This is a genomic window from Psychrobacter sp. H7-1 (assembly GCF_904846585.1).
Lineage (GTDB): Bacteria > Pseudomonadota > Gammaproteobacteria > Pseudomonadales > Moraxellaceae > Psychrobacter > Psychrobacter raelei.
This window is the reverse complement of sequence record NZ_CAJHBH010000037.1, coordinates 20,862-27,870: the sequence shown is the minus strand read 5'-3', so window position 1 is coordinate 27,870 and position 7,009 is coordinate 20,862. Positions and strand designations below refer to the sequence as shown.

Genomic DNA, 7,009 nt, shown 5'->3' with positions numbered 1-7,009 from the left:
ATAAGTGATAGTAGTCCAAAAGGTAGAGCAGGTCTTGGAATAAGAGGATGGAGGTGTGCTGAGTGTGGCACATGGCATGATAGAGATATCAATGCTGCTAAGAACATCCTTGCGGTCGGGCTTGACCTCTAGTTGTAGGAATCCCCTCACTTTAGCGAGGGGAGGAAGTCAAAAATGCAAAAATACTTAAACCGTTGCTGTGAGTACAACGGTGCGGCTGCCCCCATAATTGCGATGCTCACACAAATAAATACCCTGCCACATACCCAGTCCCAATCTACCGTTGGTCAACGGCACAGTTAGGCTCACTCCAAGCAGCATGCTTTTAAAATGGGCGGGTAAATCATCCTCGCCCTCTAAGGTGTGTCTATATTGAGGCTGATTGGCCGGGGCAATTTGATTGAGCCAGTCTTCGGTATCTAACCGCACATCTGGATCAGCATTTTCGTTAATTGCTAAGCTGGCCGAGGTGTGCTGCAAAAAAAGATGCACCAGACCGGTGTCAGCATTTGGCGGCAACAGCGTCTCTAGCGCTTGATGAATATAATCGGTGATTAAATGTACGCCACGAGAGTGAGCAGGCAGCTTAAGCGTTGTTTGGTAAAATGCCATCACATAAGTCTCTTTGTCATTTGAACAGGCGCGTGCCAAAAATTATACAGCCAGACACGCGCGGTGCAACGATTATCTTTGAGGCCCAAAAAAATAGCCAGGCTCAAAAAGCTTTGATAGGCGGTCACTGGGTGTATAATACCCACTGCGGCGCCTGATGCAAAACGATTGAGACTGGCTACTTGACAGAGGCGCCAAATAAAGGCGCCCCCGCTACGACTAATTTATGAGTTACTGGCTAACGCGAGTTTGATAGTCACCAGTACGGGTGTCCACACGAACGACTTCATTTTGTTGTACGAATAAAGGCACACGAACCACAGCGCCAGTTTCAAGGCGGGCAGGTTTACCACCACCACCTGACGTATCACCGCGTACACCTGGATCAGTTTCTACAATCTCTAACTCAACAAAGTTAGGCGCAGTGACTGATAAAGGTACACCGTTGAACAAAGTGATGGTACATAAATCGTTACCGTTTTCTTTTAACCATTGCTTCGCATCAGCCATTGCATTAGCATCGGCTTGCAATTGCTCGAAGGTTTCTGGATGCATAAAATGCCAAAACTCACCATCGTTATATAGGTAGTTCATTTCGGTATCAACCACATCTGCGCCTTCTAGGCTCTCACCTGATTTGAAGGTTTGTTCTAACACTTTACCAGTACGCAAATTACGTAGTTTGACACGGTTAAAAGCTTGGCCTTTGCCTGGCTTCACAAACTCGTTATCAATGATGGCGCAAGGGTTGCCATCATACATAACTTTAAGACCGGCTTTAAATTCGTTAGTTGAAAAACTTGCCACAATATTGCTCCTGATACTTTTCAAATTAATGACAAAAAATTACACATAATGAGTCCCATGATAAACCATTTACCCCAACAAAAAAACAAGCAAATCCCTATTACCTCAGTCGCTGTTGGTACCTGTGCACCAAAGGCGGGTGAGTCGTTGCAGGTTATTGAAGATAGTAATGAGGCTATCGACTGGCAAACACAGGTTGCAGATGTTATTACAGATATCGATCAGTTGCTAGCTATTTTGGAATTAAGCCATATTAAAGATGAGCTGTATGTACCGCAGGGCTTTGGTTTGCGGGTGCCTAAGGCGTTTGTGGCAAAGATGAAAAAAGGCGATGCAAATGACCCGTTATTGCTACAGGTATTGCCCAATAAGCAAGAGCAGACACAGGTTACCGGTTATGTCAGTGATCCACTGGCCGAGAATGCGCATAATCCGATTAAAGGATTGTTACATAAATACCGCTCTCGGGTATTGGTGACCGTCACTGGAGCCTGCGCCATTCACTGCCGCTACTGCTTCCGCCAGCATTTTGATTATCAAGCCAATTTGCCAAAATCAGATCAGTTACGCTTAATACAAGACTATATCAGGCAGCATCCTGAGATTAATGAGGTCATATTAAGTGGCGGTGATCCGTTAAGCGTGACCAATCGACGCCTGTTTTTGTGGCTACAAGCTTTAGAGGATTTGCCGCAGATTAATACCATACGTCTGCACACTCGGCTGCCGATAGTCATTCCAGATCGGCTAGATAATGAGCTGCTTGATCGACTCGAGCACAGCCGCTGCCGTATCGTGATGGTGGTACATACCAACCATGCCAACGAAATTGACAATCATACAGCAAAATTGCTACAGCACGCCCGCCAAAAAGGGATTACGCTACTCAACCAAACTGTGCTATTGGCTGGGGTTAATGATGGGCTTAAGCAGCAAGTGGCTTTAAGTGAGCGGTTATTTGAGGCTGGCGTGCTGCCTTATTATCTACACCTGTTGGATAAAGTGGCTGGCGCTGCGCATTTTGATATCGCCCAAAAGCAGGCCATTGACCTATATTGGCAAATGCTGGCTCATTTGCCAGGTTATCTGGTACCCAAATTGGTACAAGAGCTACCACACAAGCCCTTTAAAACCCCTGTGGACTTATATCACAGTGACTCTGCCCATCTATTTTAAGAGAGCTTCTCATGTCTTTATGTGTTTATTCATCAGCGGGTGCTAAGCACCTAGCGAGTGCTTTTGGTATTAAAAAATCAGTGGCTTTATTGGCGATGGCTGGCTTTGTGGCCTTAGGGAGTGGCTGTACGCCGACCCCGCCGGATTACAGGCCGCAAGTTACTGCGCCCGCTTATCAAGGCGGGGATGCCCAAAAAGGCGAGAAGCTATACGAGGATAACTGTACTCAGTGCCACACCATCCGTCCAGGAAGCAATAAAAAAGGGCCTCAGTTATTGGGGGTGTATATGGCGCCATCAGCTCAGCTAAAAGACTATAAATACAGTGAAGCGATGAGCCATGCCAATTGGGTATGGGATGCCAAAACCTTGGACAAATATATTGCCGATCCAGAGGCAGTGCTGCCAGATACACGTATGCTGTCTGACCCCATGCCAAACACCCAAGATCGACAGGATATTATTGCTTATCTATCGACACTAGGTCATGATGCGCCGCCAGTGCCTGAGGAAAAAAAGTAGCGTTTATCCAAATCTAAACACTGCCACGCCAGATCATGCACGTGGTCAACCCAATGAACCCCGCTCTTGTGGTTGGCTCATTCATTATTTGGCCTAGCAGCTTATTTAGCAACAACTATTTAGCTAATAATGGATAAGGGTTGACGGCACCGGAGCGGGTATAGATACCATAATGTAGGTGGGGCGGGGTGCCTTTGGCATTGCCGCTGTCACCGACATATCCTATGACCTCACCGGCCTCAACCCAGTCCCCAACCTCAATATCAGCAAACTGCTGCATGTGCGCGTAATAATGCATCACACCTCCTGGGCCAATAATAGACACCACATTACCGCCGAGTCTATCCAGACCCACCTTACGAACCACGCCTATAGTCGTACTGTGAATAGGGGTGCTGCGCTTGGCAAAAATATCTATACCCTCATGAGTACGGCCTTCACTGCGTGCTGCGCCCCAAGTATCTACCAAACTTGCTCCTTCAATGGGATTGGGTAGGCTACCCATCTGTGGAGCGCTTTGCTGGATAAGTTCAGTATATTTGATGCGATCACTTATATAATGACGTAGTTGCTGCTGATAATCGCCAGTATAAATATAGGCCATATATCCTAAGGCACTAATAATGGCAAGCTTGATCAAAGACTTTATGGAGCGAGCCATACCGTTGCTGGGCGGTCGGTTTGGACTGGGAGTTGGCATAGAGGGACCTCGTTATTTTCATCTAGTTTGAGCGCTCAAGGCAGCAGGCCCAATATCTATAATAAAAAACCGTGCTCAGAGTGACTGAACACGGTCTTTTTTAACGTTTACAGCAGGGGGTGTGGTAGAGCGCACTGTGTAGTGAGCACTACTTATTGGGGCGATGCGGATTGTCTGAGCTATCGCTTTGAGCGGCCTCTGTCTGCTTATTGGCCTGCTCTAGGCTGGCTTGATGACGAGCATGGTTTTTGGCCATGCGCTGCTCTAATGTCAATTCAGCATCACGCAGGCGAGGATCATTTGCTTCATTAAAGTCGGCTTCATTAAAGTCGGCTTGATCCACCTGCTCCTCTAACTGCGTTTGTTCAGAGACTGGCTTAACCTCTCCATCTTGCTGATAGCCGTGCGCGCTATTTTGATCGCCACTGTCCTCTATATAATCTGACTGCTCTGAGGCAGCTTGTGCAGGGTTTTCAATGGCTTCAAGAACATAAGGCGTTAAATTTTGCGCCGCATTTTCTAAGGTATGCGGATTGTAGCGGGGTAAGGCATGATTTAAGTGCTCATCAAAGACGTCTGTAAGCAGGGCATCAAAGCGCACAGCGTTATACTCAATCAGCTGTTCAGACTCATGCTCGGTGATAACCCCATCTTTTAAGGCAGTCAACACATGATCTTCAAAGGTCAAACCGGCAAATTCGCCTTTGTTCTCCGCTTTTTTAAAGCTGTGCCATAATGGCTCTATGTGGCGTAGCATCTGGAATGCGTTTTCGATACGGCCAGTATTGTTGTCCGGATCTGTGGTGTAATACACCAAGCTTTTTAATTGCTCGCGGAAAGGGTTTTGCTCGCCATCTAACATCATCAGCTCGCCCACCTCACGTTTGAGCGCATCACTTGGCTTACTGGCAAAAGCGCCACCTGGGAAGCAGACAAATTTAACCAAGCCGGCTGCCATACGATTTGGGAAGTTGGCATATAATTCAAAGAAGGCTTCTTGAATGGTATATAACGCATTGTCTAGTGCCAAGCGGGCGTGCAATTGTTCTGCTTTTGACTGAGTGCCATGGGCGTAATAACGTAAAATGGCCGTCATAATAAACAGATGGGCATGAATGTCTGCTAAGCGGCCAGACAGCATCTCTTTGCGTTTTAAATCACCGGCCAAAAGTCCCAATGCCATATCAGCGGTCAGCGCAAAGTTGGCACTTAAACGGTTAATTTTTTTGTAATAAGGACGGCTAAAGCTGTCAGCGAATTTCGGTGCTTTGCTGCTACCGCCAAAATAACCGGCCACAAATGAGCGGGCACCTCGGTTAAAGGTGTAGCCTAAATGTTTGAAGAACATGTCATCAAATTTATGCTGTGCTGAGCGTTTGTCCTCACTTTGTAGCAGTTGTAGCTCTTCAAATAAGTAAGGATGGCAGCGCATGGCCCCTTGCCCGAAGATCATCAAGGAACGGGTCAATATATTGGCACCCTCGACAGTGATAGAAACCGGTATGGCCTGATATGGTAGTGCTAAGAAGTTACGGGGGCCAAGCTGAATAGCACGTCCACCAACAATGTCCATACCATCATTGACTATTTTGCGCATGGTCTCAGTAGCATAGTATTTGGCCATCGCAGTCATGACTGAGGGCGTGCCGCCTTCATTGAGGCCACAGGTGACCAAGTGACGGAATGACTCTAGCATGTAGGTATTGCTGGCGATGTTACTGCTGGCATCTTGTACGCCCTCAAATTTACCCACAGATATTTTGAATTGCTCACGAACTTTGGCAAAGGCACCAACCGTCAAATAGCTCATCTCGCCGGCTGAAGTCGATAGGGCAGGCAACGAGATACCGCGGCCCACAGCCAGACATTCCATCAGCATACGCCAGCCTCTACCCGCATTTTCTATTCCCCCAATAATGAAGTCTAGCGGAATAAAGACATCTTTACCGACCACAGTACCATTCATAAATGGTGAGCCTGGGTTATGACGCTCGCCGGTATGAACGCCTTCATAATTGGCGGGTATTAAGGCGCACGTAATGCCGTAATCAGTTTTGTTTTTATCACCCAATAAGCCATCTGGGTCATGCAGTTTAAAGGCCAGACCCACTACGGTAGCCACAGGGGCTAAGGTAATCCAGCGCTTAGAGAAGTTCATGTTAAGGCCCAGCACTTCACGGCCTTCATACATGCCGTAGCACACTACGCCGGTATCAGGAATGGCACCTGCATCTGAGCCAGCTTCAGGACCGGTCAGACCAAAACAAGGGATTTCAGTACCTTTAGCCAGACCTGGTAGCCAGCGCTGCTTTTGCGCCTCAGTACCGTAGTGCATCAACAGCTCGCCTGGGCCCAATGAGTTTGGCACCATACACGTAACGGCAGCCGTTAAGCTGCGTGAGGCGATCTTACTCATAATACGGCTTTGAGCATAAGGGGTAAACTCACGCCCGCCATAACTTTCAGGGATAATTAACCCCAAAAACCCATTGTCTTTAATATACTGCCATGCTTGAGGTGATAGGTCTTTATCATGATGATGAATTTGCCATTCATCTAACATGCTACACAGTATTTCTACTTCATTATCAATAAAAGATTGTTCTTTTTCAGATAACGTTGGGTACTGGTAATTGGCAAACTTATTCCAGTCCGGCGCACCCATAAACAGCTCTTTTTCCCACCAGCTGGTACCTGCATCTAATGCCTCACGTTCGGTGTCGCTCATACTAGGCATGGCGCCGGCCAGCATCTTATAAGCCGGCTTACTAATCACTGCCTGACGCAGTGGTGCGATAAGAACCAACAGGCTACCGATAATCATTGGCACGCCCAATAACAGTGACCACGGTGCGATAAAGGCACTGACCACGGCAATGACAATAAGAAAAATGGCACCAACAGTGCGGCTTAGCCCATACAAAAATACCAGCAGTAGAGCGAACAGCTGCAATAAGATGGCGAGTATAAAAAAGCCAACTAAAGTTAAAGGGGTCATAATTAGCAACCTAAAAAGAATTAAAAAGTAAAAAATCCGTCAACTATTGGCCAAAAGCTTGTGAGTTATAGTATGTGCTTTGCAACTTGCCTATCAATAAACTGCTTTATGGCACTTTAAATAGGCGGGAGTATTGGCCGAGTTTTATCGGTTTGATTTTAGCTGTTGTTTGATACTAATTAGCTGTTTTTTGAT

The 7,009-nt window shown here is 46.8% G+C and carries 6 protein-coding genes and 1 pseudogene; 3 read left to right on the top strand and 4 right to left on the bottom strand.

The features are described 5' to 3' along the window. Nucleotides 1-155, top strand: a pseudogene (locus tag JMX92_RS10430) (zinc ribbon domain-containing protein); the annotation flags it as partial. Between the two features lie 31 nt (nucleotides 156-186). Here JMX92_RS10430 and JMX92_RS10425 read toward each other — a convergent pair. Further along, entirely contained in the window at nucleotides 187-612 is a 426-nt protein-coding gene (locus JMX92_RS10425) for a secondary thiamine-phosphate synthase enzyme YjbQ (protein WP_110816124.1), read from the bottom strand. Between the two features lie 231 nt (nucleotides 613-843). Continuing rightward, nucleotides 844-1,419: an elongation factor P gene (gene efp / locus JMX92_RS10420; RefSeq protein ID WP_011959768.1), complete on the bottom strand. Its 576-nt coding sequence runs from the start codon at nucleotides 1,417-1,419 to the stop codon at nucleotides 844-846. Between the two features lie 57 nt (nucleotides 1,420-1,476). Here efp and epmB point away from each other — a divergent pair, with 57 nt between their 5' ends. After that, a complete protein-coding gene (gene epmB, locus JMX92_RS10415) occupies nucleotides 1,477-2,595 on the top strand; it encodes an EF-P beta-lysylation protein EpmB (protein WP_227675348.1) in 1,119 nt (372 codons plus the stop codon). A gap of 11 nt (nucleotides 2,596-2,606) precedes the next feature. Then, entirely contained in the window at nucleotides 2,607-3,116 is a 510-nt protein-coding gene (locus JMX92_RS10410) for a c-type cytochrome (protein ID WP_201545524.1), read from the top strand. A gap of 115 nt (nucleotides 3,117-3,231) precedes the next feature. Here the strand turns inward: JMX92_RS10410 and JMX92_RS10405 are convergent, their stop codons facing one another. Both JMX92_RS10405 and JMX92_RS10400 read right to left on the bottom strand, forming a co-directional pair. Then, a complete protein-coding gene (locus JMX92_RS10405) occupies nucleotides 3,232-3,816 on the bottom strand; it encodes a M23 family metallopeptidase (protein WP_201545522.1) in 585 nt (194 codons plus the stop codon). Nucleotides 3,817-3,964: 148 nt separating this feature from the next. Next, a complete protein-coding gene (locus tag JMX92_RS10400) occupies nucleotides 3,965-6,814 on the bottom strand; it encodes an acyl-CoA dehydrogenase (protein WP_201545521.1) in 2,850 nt (949 codons plus the stop codon). Nucleotides 6,815-7,009: the final 195 nt, after the last annotated feature.